General features: G+C 70.5%; 14 protein-coding genes and 1 pseudogene. 6 read left to right on the top strand and 9 right to left on the bottom strand.

Annotated features, from left to right (window positions below):
- Positions 1 to 176: pseudogene (locus tag ACFQ4O_RS09945) on the bottom strand (Tim44/TimA family putative adaptor protein); the annotation flags it as partial.
- Positions 177 to 398: 222 nt separating this feature from the next.
- Here ACFQ4O_RS09945 and ACFQ4O_RS09950 point away from each other — a divergent pair.
- Positions 399 to 857, top strand: coding sequence for an FxsA family protein (locus ACFQ4O_RS09950; RefSeq protein WP_378775537.1), 459 nt, complete (start codon positions 399 to 401; stop codon positions 855 to 857).
- Between the two features lie 152 nt (positions 858 to 1,009).
- A complete protein-coding gene (gene secB / locus ACFQ4O_RS09955; RefSeq protein WP_378775538.1) occupies positions 1,010 to 1,489 on the top strand; it encodes a protein-export chaperone SecB in 480 nt (159 codons plus the stop codon).
- An 88-nt stretch (positions 1,490 to 1,577) separates the two neighbouring features.
- Here the strand turns inward: secB and dnaQ are convergent, their stop codons facing one another.
- The 6 genes from dnaQ to ACFQ4O_RS09985 are packed head-to-tail and all read right to left on the bottom strand — an operon-like array spanning position 1,578 to position 5,441.
- Positions 1,578 to 2,288, bottom strand: a complete 711-nt coding sequence (dnaQ, locus tag ACFQ4O_RS09960) for a DNA polymerase III subunit epsilon (RefSeq protein WP_378775539.1) — start codon at positions 2,286 to 2,288, stop codon at positions 1,578 to 1,580.
- 4 nt (positions 2,289 to 2,292) lie between these two features.
- Positions 2,293 to 2,880 carry a dephospho-CoA kinase gene (gene coaE, locus ACFQ4O_RS09965; RefSeq protein ID WP_378775540.1) on the bottom strand — a complete coding sequence of 196 codons (588 nt, stop codon included), beginning with the start codon at positions 2,878 to 2,880 and terminating at the stop codon, positions 2,293 to 2,295.
- Complete coding sequence (locus ACFQ4O_RS09970; protein WP_378775542.1) at positions 2,877 to 3,098, bottom strand: hypothetical protein; 222 nt, start codon at positions 3,096 to 3,098, stop codon at positions 2,877 to 2,879. Before ACFQ4O_RS09970 ends, coaE begins: the two co-directional genes overlap by 4 nt.
- A gap of 20 nt (positions 3,099 to 3,118) precedes the next feature.
- Positions 3,119 to 3,973 (bottom strand): shikimate dehydrogenase, encoded by an 855-nt coding sequence (locus ACFQ4O_RS09975; protein ID WP_378775543.1) that lies wholly within the window; start codon positions 3,971 to 3,973, stop codon positions 3,119 to 3,121.
- Complete coding sequence (locus ACFQ4O_RS09980) at positions 3,970 to 4,584, bottom strand: Maf family protein (protein ID WP_378775544.1); 615 nt, start codon at positions 4,582 to 4,584, stop codon at positions 3,970 to 3,972. The genes ACFQ4O_RS09975 and ACFQ4O_RS09980 overlap by 4 nt, the downstream gene beginning before the upstream one ends.
- Positions 4,581 to 5,441 carry a pyruvate, water dikinase regulatory protein gene (locus ACFQ4O_RS09985; RefSeq protein ID WP_378775545.1) on the bottom strand — a complete coding sequence of 287 codons (861 nt, stop codon included), beginning with the start codon at positions 5,439 to 5,441 and terminating at the stop codon, positions 4,581 to 4,583. The genes ACFQ4O_RS09980 and ACFQ4O_RS09985 overlap by 4 nt, the downstream gene beginning before the upstream one ends.
- Positions 5,442 to 5,803: 362 nt before the next feature.
- Here ACFQ4O_RS09985 and hemE point away from each other — a divergent pair, with 362 nt between their 5' ends.
- The 3 genes from hemE to rho all read left to right on the top strand — a co-directional run bounded on the left by hemE (position 5,804) and on the right by rho (position 8,865).
- Positions 5,804 to 6,868: a uroporphyrinogen decarboxylase gene (gene hemE, locus ACFQ4O_RS09990; protein ID WP_378775546.1), complete on the top strand. Its 1,065-nt coding sequence runs from the start codon at positions 5,804 to 5,806 to the stop codon at positions 6,866 to 6,868.
- A gap of 30 nt (positions 6,869 to 6,898) precedes the next feature.
- Positions 6,899 to 7,327, top strand: a complete 429-nt coding sequence (gene hemJ / locus ACFQ4O_RS09995) for a protoporphyrinogen oxidase HemJ (protein ID WP_378775547.1) — start codon at positions 6,899 to 6,901, stop codon at positions 7,325 to 7,327.
- A gap of 272 nt (positions 7,328 to 7,599) precedes the next feature.
- Complete coding sequence (gene rho, locus ACFQ4O_RS10000; RefSeq protein ID WP_378775548.1) at positions 7,600 to 8,865, top strand: transcription termination factor Rho; 1,266 nt, start codon at positions 7,600 to 7,602, stop codon at positions 8,863 to 8,865.
- 144 nt (positions 8,866 to 9,009) lie between these two features.
- On the opposite strand, the gene ACFQ4O_RS10005 is transcribed toward rho, so the two are convergent.
- Both ACFQ4O_RS10005 and ACFQ4O_RS10010 read right to left on the bottom strand, forming a co-directional pair.
- Positions 9,010 to 11,223, bottom strand: coding sequence for a xanthine dehydrogenase family protein molybdopterin-binding subunit (locus ACFQ4O_RS10005; protein ID WP_378775549.1), 2,214 nt, complete (start codon positions 11,221 to 11,223; stop codon positions 9,010 to 9,012).
- Positions 11,224 to 11,227: 4 nt separating this feature from the next.
- Positions 11,228 to 11,698 (bottom strand): (2Fe-2S)-binding protein, encoded by a 471-nt coding sequence (locus ACFQ4O_RS10010; protein WP_378775550.1) that lies wholly within the window; start codon positions 11,696 to 11,698, stop codon positions 11,228 to 11,230.
- A gap of 476 nt (positions 11,699 to 12,174) precedes the next feature.
- Between ACFQ4O_RS10010 and ACFQ4O_RS10015 the strand changes: the two genes are divergently transcribed.
- Positions 12,175 to 12,941 (top strand): acyltransferase family protein (locus ACFQ4O_RS10015; protein WP_378775551.1); only part of this gene is annotated, 767 nt, incomplete at its 3' end.

A 12,941-nucleotide genomic window follows, 5' to 3' on the forward strand; every position in this document is an offset into this window, starting at 1 on the left:
GGCTGGGGCGCCGGCCGGTCGTTGGCGGGCGGCGCGTCCGCCTGCGGCCCGCGCTGCACGTCGGTCGGCCGGCGCTCATGCCCGGTCCGCGTGCCGAGCACCGAACGGAGCTTGAAGAAGATGAAGACCGCCAACACGAGGATGATGATCGTGTAGATGTCGATGCCGTCGTTCATCGGGTCTCGCAGTGATCTCGCCCGCGGCCCATCGCCGCCGTCCGTCATGGTCTATATGTGCCGCGCCCGCCCGTCGATCCAGTCGGTTCGACGTCGCGCATGCGCCGACAGGCTTCGAACCCCGGCGCGAAGCCGTGAGGCGCGAGGGCCTTGCGGGCGCCGCACGCCTCCCCACATGGAGCATGGCGGCCTGTTTCGCCAAGCTCGTTCACGGACACGTCAATGCCGCGCATCTTCGCTCTTCTTCTGGCCCTGCCGATCCTCGAGATCGTCGTCTTCGCGCTGGTGGCCTCCGCCATCGGCGTGGGCAAGGCCATCCTGCTCCAGGTCGCGATCTCCGCGATCGGCATCGCCATGCTGGGCTCGCTGATCCGCGAGGCGCGGGCCGAGGCGCGCCGGGGCGGCGGCGTGCTGTCCCTGGCGCTGGACGGATCCCGCGGCATGCGCGGCCTCGCCGGCCTGCTGTTCGCCGTGCCGGGCTTCCTGACCGACGCGCTCGGCGTGCTGGCGCTGATGCCCGAGGCGCGCCGGCGCATCCGCTGGTTCCTGACCGGCGACAAGACCCCCGGCGCCGCCCGTCCGCAGGCTCCGCGAACGAGCCGCGCCGCCCCCGCCGACATGGTGGACCTCGACGCGCGCGAGTGGCGCGAGGTCGAGCCCGCGGCCCGTCCCGAGCGCTGATCGCACGAGCCTGAGGGTCTCGTCTTTTCGATGGACGGGACTTCCGACGCGGCCGGCCCTGTGTTACGCCGCGCGCGAACATGGGCTCGGGACGCGCAAGCGCCTCGCGGCCCGACCGCGACACATCTCCCGTCAGCGAAAGACCGACACCCATGGCGAACACCAACGGCGCCCCGGACCCCAGCACCCTGCCGGCGATCAACGTCCTCGCCCAGTACGCCAAGGACATCTCGTTCGAGAACCCGAACGCGCCGCGCTCGCTCGCGCCGCGGGAGACCTCGCCGCAGATCGAAATTCGCGTGAACGTGAACGCCCGCAAGGTCGGCGACAACGATTTCGAGGTCGAGCTCGCGATCGAAGGCCAGGCCAAGGACGGCGAGACCCAGATCTTCCGCGTCGACCTGCTCTATGGCGGCGTGTTCCACATCGTGAACATCCCCGAGGAGCAGCTTCACCCGGTGGTGATGATCGAGTGCCCCCGGCTGCTGTTCCCGTTCGCGCGCCAGATCGTGGCCGAGTCCGTGCGCAATGGCGGCTTCCCGCCCCTGATGATCGACCCGGTGGACTTCGCCGCGCTTTACCGCGCCCGCGCCGCCGAAGAGGCCTCCCGCCAGCAGGGCGCGCCGAACTGATCCATCTCCGTTTCGACGGACAAGAAAAAGGCGGCCGGGACATCCTCCCGGCCGCCTTTTTCATGGTCGCTGTCTCGTGCCGACGCGCCTATTCGGCGGCGGTCGCGTCGAGGCCGTCGAGATACTCCCGCCACGCCGGCTGGCCGCCGCCGAGCGTCGAGACGAAGGCGAGGTGGGCCGCGATCTCCGCCTCGGTCAGCCGGGGCGGCAGCGGAACCGGCCGCTGCCGGGTGCGCACGCGGCCCCGCGCGTTGAGCGCGTCCAGCGGCGACAGGCCGAGCGAGGCCTGCCGGCCGCCCAGAAGCTCGAGATAGACCTCCGCCAGGATCTCGCTGTCGAGCAGTGCGCCGTGTTTGGTGCGCTTGGAGTTGTCGATGCCGTAGCGCTGGCACAGCGCGTCGAGCGAGGCGCCGCCGCCGGGGTTGCGCCGGCGCGCCAGCGGCAGCGTGTCCACGATGCGGTCGGAGTACAGCTCCTCCTTGCCGCAGCGCTTCAGCTCCATGTTCAGGAAGCCCACGTCGAAGGCGGCGTTGTGGATCACCAGCGCGTCTTCGGCGATGAAGTCGAGGAAGCCCCCGGCCACGTCCGCGAACACCGGCTTGTCCGACAGGAACTCGGTGGAGAGCCCGTGCACCCGGAACGCCTCCTCCGGCATGTCGCGCTCGGGGTTGATGTAGACGTGGTAGTGGCCGCCGGTGGGGATGCGGTTCAGAAGCTCCACGCAGCCGATCTCGACCACCCGGTCGCCCTTCAGGGGATCGAGGCCGGTGGTTTCGGTGTCGAGCACGATCTCGCGCATGGCGTCAGCTCCCGGCGCTCAGCGTCGCGATCAGGGCGCGCACCTGATCGCGCGCGGCCTCGATCCCGCGGGAGGTGTCGATGACGGTGTGGGCGCGGGCGCGCTTCTCGGCGTCGGGCGTCTGACGGGCCAGCATGGCGGCGAAGGTCTCCTCGGTCATGCCCGGACGCGCCAGCACCCGGCGACGCTGCTCCGCCTCGCCGGCGCTGACCACGGCGATGTGGTCCACGGCGCCGGCGCGGCCGGTTTCGAACAGCAGCGGCACGTCCAGCACCACGATCGGCCGGCCGGCGGCGCGCTCCCGCGCCAGAAACTCGGCTTCGGCGCGGCGCACCAGAGGATGGACGATCGCCTCCAGTTTCGCGAGCGCTTCGGGCGCGCCGATCACGCGCGTCCCCAGCTCCTTGCGATCCACCGCCCCATCCTTGACGACGCCCGGAAACGCCGCCTCGATCACCGGCGCCGCCTCGCCGGCGTAGAGCCGGTGCACGGTGGCGTCGGCGTCGTGCACGGGAACGCCCTCGTCCGCGAACAGCCGCGCGGTGGTGGATTTGCCCATGCCGATGGAGCCGGTGAGGCCGACGACGATCATCGGCGCGCCGCCGGCTGGCGCCCGCCGGCCTGGCGGGCGATGAGCCATGCGCCGAGTTCGCCGGCCGCGATCGCCGCGAAACCGCCGACGAACAGGGTCCAGCGATGAGCCCCAAGCGCGTCCTCAAAGGCGAAGAAGCTCACGAGCCAGGCGGTGGTGGCGATCGAGCCACTGAGCGTCAGCAGCTTGACGGCGAGCAGCGCGGCGACAGTCCCCATGGTCCAAACATTCCTGAAGGTCACGCCGGGCTCGGCGCCGGGGCGCCGACGATGTCCGCGACCACGAGGTCGCGCAGCTCCCGCGTCACGACCGGGCGAACGCCAAACCAGCGCTCGAAGCCCGGAACCGCCTGATGAAGCAGCATGCCGAGCCCGTCAACCGCGCGCACGCCTCGCGTCCGGGCGTCGGCGAGGAACGGCGTCTCCAGCGGCACATAGATCAGGTCGGTCGCCACCGCCCGCTCCGGCAGTTCGCCCAGAGGAAGGTCGAGCGCGCCCTTGCCCGCCATGCCAAGGGAGGTGGCGTTCACCACCAGATCGGCGGAGGGCAGCACGCGCCACAGCTCGTCGAGGCCGGCCGCCCATCCGGCGCGGCCCGCCAGCGCCGCTACGGCCTCCGCCTTGTCGCGGGTGCGGTTCAGCACCGCCACGCGCTCGAAGCCGCGCCGCCCGAGCGCATGGACCACCGCCCGCGCCGCGCCCCCGGCCCCGATGACCACGGCGACCTTGCGTTCGCCCTCCCAGCCGGGGGCGGCCTCGTCCAGATTGGTCAGGAAGCCGAAGCCGTCGGTGTTGGCGCCGTGGAGGCGGTTGCCCTCCAGCCACAGCGTGTTGGCGGCGCGAAGCGCCCCCGCCTCGGCGTCGGCCTCGTCCACCAGCGCGAAGGCGGCCTCCTTGTGCGGCGCGGTGACGTTGCCGCCCGCAAAGCCGTTGTCCGCGAAGCCCCGCACGAAGGCCTCGAACGCCTCAGGCGGGACCTCCGCATGCTCGTAGGAGCCGGGACGGCCGAGGGTCTTGAGCCAGTGGCCATGGATCAGCGGCGAGCGGGACTGGCGCACCGGCCAGCCCAGCACGCAGGCGCGGGGAGCGCTCACGCCGCGATCGCCCCGGCCCGGCGCAGCGCGGCCAGCAGCGGGAGAAGGGGCAGGCCGAGAATGGTGAAAAAGTCGCCGTCCACCGCCTCGAACAGATGGGCGCCCACGCCCTCGAACTGGTAGCCGCCGACGCTGAGGCGCGCGCCCTCGCCGGCCGCGTCCAGATAGGCTTCGATGAAGGCCGGCGACAGCGTCCGCATGGTGAGGCGCGCCTCCTGCACCTCGGTCCAGAGCGCCACGCCGTCCATGGCGAGCGCCACGCCGGAGGACAGGACATGGACACGCCCCGACAGCCGCTCGAGCTGGCGACGGCCGGCCTCCCGGTCCGCGGGCTTGGTGAAGCGCTCGGACCCGAGCGCCAGGGTCTGGTCCGCGCCCGCCACCAGCCGGCCGATCTGCGCGATCGCCGCCTCCTCCACCTTGGCGGCGGCGAGCGCGTCGGCGACGTTCGCGGGCGTCGCGCCCTCGCCGGTTAGCTCCGCCTCCACGGCGCGCTCGTCGATGTCGGCGGGCGCGACCTCCACGGGCAGGCCCGCGCCGGTGAGGATGCTGGCGCGGATCGCGCTCTTGGAGGCGAGCACGAGCGGATGGGGCAGGGACCAGAGCGTCATGTGGTGGCGATGTGTTCGGCGAAGCGTTTGGCGCGGTGCTCGCTCAGCATGGAGAGCACGGCGGCCGCCGTCTCCTCGATCGAGCGGCGGGTGACGTCGATGGTCTGCCAGCCGTAGCGGGCGCAGAAGCGGCGGGAGGCCGTGATCTCGGCCGCGACCGCCTCCGGGTCCACATAGGCGTCGTCCTGCAGCCGCCCCTCCATGCCGCCTTCGAGGCCGAGGATGCGGTTGTGCCGAATGGCGACGATGCGCTCGGGCGTGGCGATCAGGCCGACGATCAGCGGCTTGCGCAGCTTCTCCAGCCCATGGGGCGGCGGCAGGGCGGGAATGAGCGGGATGTTCGCGGTCTTCACGCCGCGGTTGGCGAGGTAGATCGAGGTCGGCGTCTTGGAGGTGCGGCTGACGCCGAGCAGGATCACGTCGGCGTCGGCCATGCCCTCGGTGAACTGGCCGTCGTCATGGGCCATGGTGAAGTTCAGCGCGTCGATGCGCTTGAAGTAATCCGCGTTGAGGGCGTGCTGGGCGCCCGGCAGCTTGGTCTTCTCCGCGCCGAGATAGGAGCGCAGCAGCGCGAACACCGGCTCCAGCACGTGCAGGCAGGGGCAGCCGAGCTCCCGGCAGCGCCGCTCCAGCCGCTCGATCAGCTCCTCCTCCACCAGCGTGTAGAGCACGATGCCGGGATCGTCGGCGATCTCGCCCAGCACGCGGTCGAGCTGCCGGGCGGAGCGCACCAGCGGATAGACGTGCTCGACGCCGGTCACGTCCTCATACTGGGACACGGCGGCGCGGGCGACCGAGACCAGCGTTTCGCCGGTGGAGTCGGAGACCAGATGGAAATGGAAGGCGCGGACGGGCATGGCGGTTCAGCGGGACCGGGCCGGGACGGCGGGGCGGAGGGCGGGACAGGCCGTGAATCCCGCGGTGGACGGCTGTGGACGAATGGGCGCCGAAACGCCGCTTCGGGCCGGACAGTGGCTGAAGGGGCGATTTTCATCAACACCGCTCCGCGCCGGGACAACGTTTCGGCCCCGGTGGACGGACTGCGGGAACAAGTCTCTCATCCCTTCGGATCCGAGGGCCCGGCCACAGGCGTTAACGGATGGTTAACGATGCGCGATCTGTGGACGCCTTGTGGAGCTTTTGGAATGGATGTAATCGGCCCCCCTAGAAAAAGAAGCAGAAGAGTCGATTCAGGACTCTTGAGAGAGGAGCTTCGGTGGTGAGCGATCAGGGGACGGCAGGTCCGGAACAGGGCGAGACGGCGCCGTTCCTGAGGGCGCTCGCCGGCGAGACGCTGCCGACGCCTCCGATCTGGCTGATGCGGCAGGCGGGCCGCTACCTGCCCGAATACCGCGAGCTGCGCGCCCGGGCCGGAAGCTTCCTCGACCTCTGCTACACCCCCGACTTCGCCACCGAAGTGACGCTGCAGCCGATCCGCCGCTTCGGCTTCGACGCGGCCATCCTGTTCTCCGACATCCTGGTGGTGCCCCACGCGCTCGGGCAGGACGTGCGCTTCGTGGAGGGCGAGGGTCCGAGGCTCGATCCGGTGACGACGCTCGCCGAGTTCGATCGCCTGAAACCCGAAATCGATCTCGGCTTCCTCTCGCCGGTCTACGAGACCGTCGCGCGGGTCCGGGCGGCCCTCGCCCCGGAGACGGCGCTGATCGGCTTCTGCGGGGCTCCCTACACCGTGGCGACCTATATGGTGGCCGGCCGGGGCGGCGACGAGCAGGCGCCTGCCCGCCTTCTGGCCTATCGCGAGCCGGACACGTTCCAGACGCTGATCGACAGGCTGGTGGAGGCCTCCGCCGCCCATCTGGTGGCGCAGCTTCAGGCGGGCGCGCAGGCGGTGCAGATCTTCGACAGCTGGAGCGGCGACCTGCCCCCGGCCGAGTTCGAGCGCTGGTCCACCAGGCCGATCGCCGCCATCTGCGCGCGGGTGCGGGCCAAGGTTCCGGGCGCGCGCATCATCGCCTTCGCCCGGGGCGCGGGGGCCAAGTTCGGCGCCTTCGCTCACGCCGTGCCGGCGGACGGCTTCGGCCTCGCCACCGCCGAGGACCGGCTCGCCGCCCGGGCCGCCGCCCCCGCGGGCGTGGCGCTGCAGGGCAATGTGGACCCGCTGGCGCTGATGGCGGGCGGCCCTGCGCTGGATGCGGCCGTGGACGCTTGCGTCCGCGATCTCAGCGGCGGACCCTTCATCCTCAATCTCGGCCACGGGGTGCGGCAGCACACGCCGCCGGAGCATGTGGCGCAGCTGGTGGCGCGGGCGCGGCGGACGGCGTGACGCGCTGACCCGAGGGCGAAGGCGGGGACGATGGACCTCTACGGCGTTATCAAGACCCTGCACGTGGTCGCCATCATCTCCTGGATGGCGGCGATCCTCTATCTGCCCCGGCTGTTCGTGTACCACTGCGGCGCGGCGCCGGGCTCGGAGACCTCCGAGACCTTCAAGGTGATGGAGCGGCGGCTGCTCAACGCCATCGGCCGGCCGGCCATGGCGGTGGCCTGGATCGCGGGCGTCGCCCTGATCGTGATGGCGGGCTGGTGGTCGTCGGGCTGGATGCACGCCAAGCTGGCGCTGGTGGTGGGGCTTTCGGCCTACACCGGGATCCTCGGCCGCTGGGTCAAGGATTTCGCCGCCGACCGCAACACGCGCAGCCACCGCTTCTATCGGTTCATGAACGAGGTTCCGACCCTGCTGATGATCCTGATCGTCGGCCTCGTCATTCTGAAACCGTTCTGATCTCGCTTTTCAGGCGCGGCGCCCCTTGTCGGGCGCCGCGCCGATGGTTTATGTGAGAGCTACTCCCTTACGCAGCGCCATTGCGTTCCGGCTCGTTCGAGGCCGGACCCGGCTCCGCCTTCGGACGGTTTCGTCCGGCGCGCGACGCTCAGGAGGCGACGGGCGGCCCGATCCATCGGGCTTCTCGCCCCGCCTGTGAACGACCCTCCCCCTGCCCGATCGATCCTGCACCCGCCCGTTCGATTCCGGACTCCATCTCCCGAAGGCTGCCGATGCCCGAAGTCAGGCTTTCCGATCTCAAGGCCAAGTCGCCCACCGAACTGCTCGTCCAGGCCGAGGAGCTCGAGGTCGAAAACGCCAGCACGCTGCGCAAGCAGGAACTGCTGTTCGCCATCCTCAAGCAGTTCGCCGCGCGGGAGACCGACATCATCGGCGTCGGCGTGGTCGAGGTGCTGCAGGACGGGTTCGGCTTCCTGCGCTCGCCGGACGCCAACTACCTGCCGGGGCCGGACGACATCTACATCTCGCCCTCCCAGATCCGCCGCTTCTCGCTGCGCACGGGCGACACGGTGGAGGGGCAGATCCGCAGCCCCAAGGAGGGCGAGCGCTACTTCGCCCTGCTGAAGGTGAACACGATCAATTTCGAGGAGCCTGAAAAGGCCCGCCACAAGGTCCACTTCGACAATCTGACGCCGCTCTATCCGGACGAGCGGCTGAAGATGGAGGTGGAGAACCCCACCAAGAAGGACATGTCGACCCGCGTGATCGACATCGTCGCCCCGCTCGGCAAGGGCCAGCGCGCCCTGATCGTGGCGCCGCCCCGCACGGGCAAGACGGTGATGATGCAGAACATCGCCAGCGCCATCGCCCAGAACCACCCCGAATGCTACCTCATCGTGCTGTTGATCGACGAGCGGCCGGAAGAGGTCACCGACATGCAGCGCTCGGTGAAGGGAGAGGTCATCTCCTCCACCTTCGACGAGCCGGCCCAGCGCCACGTGCAGGTGGCCGAGATGGTGATCGAGAAAGCCAAGCGCCTGGTGGAGCACGGCCGCGACGTGGTCATCCTGCTGGACTCGATCACCCGCCTCGGCCGCGCCTACAACACCGTGGTGCCGTCCTCCGGCAAGGTGCTGACCGGCGGTGTGGACGCCAACGCCCTGCAGCGCCCGAAGCGCTTCTTCGGCGCCGCGCGCAACATCGAGGAAGGCGGCTCGCTGACCATCATCGCCTCGGCGCTGATCGACACCGGCAGCCGCATGGACGAGGTGATCTTCGAGGAGTTCAAGGGCACCGGCAACTCGGAGCTCATCCTCGACCGCAAGGTGTCGGACAAGCGCACCTTCCCGGCCATGGACATCACCCGCTCCGGCACCCGCAAGGAAGAGCTCATCGTTCCGCCGGACCAGCTCAAGAAGATGTATGTGCTGCGCCGCATCCTCAACCCCATGGGCACCGTGGACGCCATGGAGTTCCTCCTGGACAAGCTGCGCTCCACCAAGACCAACGGCGACTTCTTCGACTCCATGAACACCTGACGCCGCAAAACGTCGGGCGGGATCACAAAAAGGGCGCGGCGGAGAGATCCGTCGCGCCCTTGTCGTTTGTCTTGGTCGTTGCGCTTGGCCGAAGAAAGTCCTGGTCCCCCCTCCCCCTGCGGGGAGAGGGGAACCGCTGTCTCCTCACACGCTGGAGAACTTCTGGTCTCCGATCGGGAGGTCGCGGACGCGCTTGCCGGTCGCCGCGAAGATGGCGTTGGCGAGCGCCGGGGCGATCGGGGGGACGCCGGGTTCGCCGACGCCGGTCGGCTTGGCGTCGCTCGTCACCATGTGCACCTCCACATGGGGCATGTCGGTGATGCGCAGCGGCTCATAGGTGTCGAAGTTGGCCTGCTCCACCTCGCCGTCCTTGAGCGTGACGGCGTTCCGCAGCGCGGCCCCGAGGCCGAAACCGACGCCGCCCTCGATCTGGGCGCGGATCACGTCCGGGTTCACCACCACGCCGCAATCGACCGCGGCGACCACCCGGTCGACCTTGACCGAACCGTCCTTGCGGATGGTCACGTCCACCACCTGGGCGACCATGGTGTTGAAGCTCTCATGCACCGCGACGCCCCGGCCGCGGCCCTGGGGCAGCTTCTCGCCCCAGCCCGCCTTCTCCGCCGCGAGCTTGAGGGCCGCGGTGTGGCGCGGCTTGTCCTTGAGCAGAGCGAGGCGATAGGCGACCGCGTCCTGGCCGGCGGCGTGGGCCAGTTCGTCGATCATGGTCTCCACCGCGTGCGCCGTGTGGGTGTGGCCGACCGAGCGCCACCACAGCACCGGCACGCCGGTCTTGAGGGTGGTGAGCCGGACCGAGCGGTTCGGCACGGCGTAGGCGAGGTTCGACACGCCCTCGACCGAGGTCTCGTCCACGCCGTCCTTCACGGTCATGGCCTCGAGCGCGGTGCCGCCGAAGATGGACTGGCCGGCGATGTGGTGCGACCAGGCCGTGGGGAGGCCGTCGGGGCCGATCGCCGCCTTCACCTTGTGGGCGTAGAGCGGGCGGTAGTAACCCGCCTTGGTGTCGTCCTCGCGGGTCCAGACCAGCTTGACCGGCGCCCGGCCCTCGATCGCCTTGGCGATGGCGACCGCCTCGGCCACGTAGTCGGCCGTGGGCACGGCGCGGCGGCCGAAGCTGCCGCCGGCCCAGACGGTGGTGATGGTGACCTTGTCCAGCGGCAGGCCGAGGATCTGGGCGGCCGTCGGATGGTCGATCGCCGGGAACTGGCAGCCGTAGATCAGTTCGGCCGTGCCGTCCTTGCGCACGTCCACCACGCAGTTCAGCGGCTCCATGGCGGCGTGGGCGAGGTAGGGAAAGGCGTAGTCCGCCTCGATCACCTTGGAGGCGGTCTTGAACGCCGCCTCGGCGTCGCCCTCGGTCACCGCGGCCACGCCGCCGTCCGCCTTGGCGACGGCGGCCTTGGCCTCCGCCAGCAGGGCGTCGCTGCCGCGGGTCTCGGCCTTGGCGTCGTCCCACTCCACCTTGAGCGCGTTGCGGCCGGAGATGGCGGCCCAGGTGTTGGTGGCGAGCACCGCCACGCCCTGGGGCACGGCGACCACCTCCTTCACGCCCTTGATCTTGCGGGTCTCGGCGTCGTCGAAGCCCTTCACCGTCGCGCCGAAGCGGGGCGGATGGGCCACCACCGCCACCAGCATGTTCGGCAGCTTCACGTCCTGGGTGTAGATCGCCGTGCCGTCGGTCTTGGGATCGTTGTCGATCCGGTGCAGGCCCTCCTTGCCGATGTAGACGTACTTGGAGGGGTCCTTGAACGGCGCGTTCTGGGGCGCGGCCACCGGCTCGGGCGCGGCGGCGGCCTTTTCGGCGAAGGCGCCGAAGCCGTCGCTCTTGCCCGAGGGGTGGGACAGGCGACCCTTCTCGACCACGATCTCGCCCGGGGCGACGCTCCAGGCCTGCGCCGCCGCGTTCACCAGCATGGCGCGGGCGGTGGCGGCGGCCGTGCGGTACTGCTCCCACGAGTTGGCGATGGAGGTGGAGCCGCCGGTGCCCTGCGCCTTGAACATCAGGTTGGCGTAGCGGGCGTTGTCGGCGGGGGCGAACTCGGTGCGCATCTGCGCCCAGTCGGCGTCGAGCTCCTCGGCCACCAGCGTGGCGAGGCCGGTGGCGACGCCCTGGCCCTTGTCGAGATGCTTCACCACCACCGTGACCACGCCGTCCGGCGCGATCTTCACGAAGGGGTTGAAGGCGGCCGGCGCGGCGCCGTTCGCGGCGGCGACGGCGTCGAACGGCTTCAGGCCGACCGCGAGGCCGAGCCCGGCGCCGCCCACGACCGCGAGGAAGCCGCGGCGGCTGAGATCGAGCGGCTCGGCCGCCCGCGGGGTTTTGGGCTGGAACGTCATGGGATCAGGCCTCCAGCCGGCGCGCGGCGTCGTGGATCGCGGCGCGGATGCGCTGATAGGTGGCGCAGCGGCACACGTTGCCGCCCATGGCGGCGTCGATGTCCTCGTCGGTGGGCGTCTTGTTCTCGGTGAGCAGGGCGGCCGCCGACATCATCTGGCCGGACTGGCAGTAGCCGCACTGGACCACGTCCAGCGCGCGCCATGCGGCCTGGACCGCGAGGCCTTCCTTGCCGGCGCCCTGGCCGACGAGGCCCTCGATGGTGACGATGGCGCTGTCGCCGACGGCGCTGATAGGGGTCTGGCAGGAGCGGACGGCGGCGCCGTCCATGTGCACCGTGCAGGCGCCGCAGAGCGCGACGCCGCAGCCGAATTTGGTGCCGGTCAGTCCGATCTCGTCCCGCAGCACCCAGAGCAGGGGCGTGTCGGGATCGGCGTCGACGGAGCGCTCGACACCGTTGATGGTGAGCTTGATCATTGTGTCAGCCTTCTGTGGCGGACCCATCGGTCCGCTGCGCGCCGTCCTCGTGCGGAGGCGGCGCCGGGGGCGACATAAGAGTAGTCTTAGCTTTTGACCAATTCCAGAGAGCGCCGCGCAATGTCTCCGGGCGCCGGCGCACGATCGCGGGACCGGCGAGCCCTCCCCCGCTGGTGTGTCGCTTTTCCCGCAGGCGGCCGCCCTTCCTTCTTGTCCCGGACTTGATCCGGGACCCAGAGACGCCGACGCATGGAGATAAGGCGCCCCGGTCGTCGCGCCCTATTCTGAAAGCCCAGCGGTTCTGGGTCCCGGATCAAGTCCGGGACAAGAGAGGGGCGCGACCTTCCGCGCTCCGCATGAAACGAACGTCGAACCCCGGATCCGGCCGTTCCCGCGCGGGCGCTTAACCGAATGTTCGCCTGGAGCGGGTCACGCTGGCGGCGTTGTCTTCCGCACGCCGCGCGAACGAGTCTCCCGTGACGATACTGGCATCGGACGCCTCGCGCAGCGAACTGCTGGAGCTCACCGCCGCCCGCGGCTTCGCGGCGCTGATGGTGGTGATCTTCCACATCGACGCCTATGCCCAGGGTGTGATCGCGAGCCGCCTGCCGCTGGACGTGCTGGGCCTCGCCGCGGTCGACTTCTTCTTCGTGCTGAGCGGCTTCGTGCTCGCCCACGTCTATGAGGGACCGTGGCGCAAGGGGACCTACGACCACGTCCGGTTCCTGATCCGCCGCTTCGCCCGCATCTGGCCGCTGCATCTGGCTGGCCTTCTGGCGGTGGCGGCCATCGTGTTCGCGGGCCGCGCGGTCGGGCTGACGCCGCCCTGGACGCCGACCGCGTCGTCCTTCCTCGCCCATCTGACCATGCTGCACGCCACCGGGATCACGCCGGAGCTCGCCTGGAACCAGCCGTCCTGGTCGGTCGGCGCGGAATGGACCGCCTATCTCACCTTCCCGCTCTACCTGATGGTCGCGTCCCGGCTGCGCTCGCCCGCCGCCAAGCTCGCGGCCGCCGCGGCGCTGTTCGCCCTGTGCTGGGCGATCGCGAAACTGTGGCTCGGGCGGGACCTGATGACGCTGATGCACGACGGCGGCGCGCTGCGCATCGTGCCGTCCTTCTTCCTCGGCGTGGTGCTGCGGGAGATCTTCGGGGCGATGGCGCGGCGGCCCGGCGCGCTCGCGCTGTCCGGCCTGTTCGGGCTGACGCTCGGCGCGGCCGGCGCGCTTCTCGCCTTCGGCGC

Origin of the sequence: Methylopila musalis (genome assembly GCF_042679725.1) — a bacterium.
Lineage (GTDB): Bacteria > Pseudomonadota > Alphaproteobacteria > Rhizobiales > Methylopilaceae > Methylopila > Methylopila musalis.